General features: G+C 68.9%; 1 pseudogene. It reads right to left on the bottom strand.

The features are described from left to right. Nucleotides 1-267, bottom strand: a pseudogene (locus ABAC460_RS50310) (calcium-binding protein); the annotation flags it as partial.

Here is a 267-nt window from a genome sequence, read left to right as displayed (position 1 = left end):
AGGGTCAGGTGCTCGACATTCGCCGCGAGTGTGTGGTCGGCCGAGGCCAGAACGATGTCCGTGCCGCCCGCTTCGGATTCGACGACCAGGTCCGCTCCGTCGACGATGAAGGTGTCGTCGCCCAGGCCGCCGGTCAGGGTGTCGGCACCGGCGCCGCCGTCCAGGCTGTCCGCGCCCGCACCACCGTCCAGGCTGTTGTTTCCGCTGTTGCCGGTGAGGGTGTTGGCCAGATCGTTGCCCGCGCCGTTGAGGTTGGCGTCACCCGTA

Source organism: Asticcacaulis sp. AC460, from assembly GCF_000495795.1.
In the GTDB taxonomy this organism is placed as follows: domain Bacteria; phylum Pseudomonadota; class Alphaproteobacteria; order Caulobacterales; family Caulobacteraceae; genus Asticcacaulis.
The sequence above is the reverse complement of the archived record's forward strand: the minus strand, read 5'-3'. Positions and strand labels throughout refer to the sequence as shown.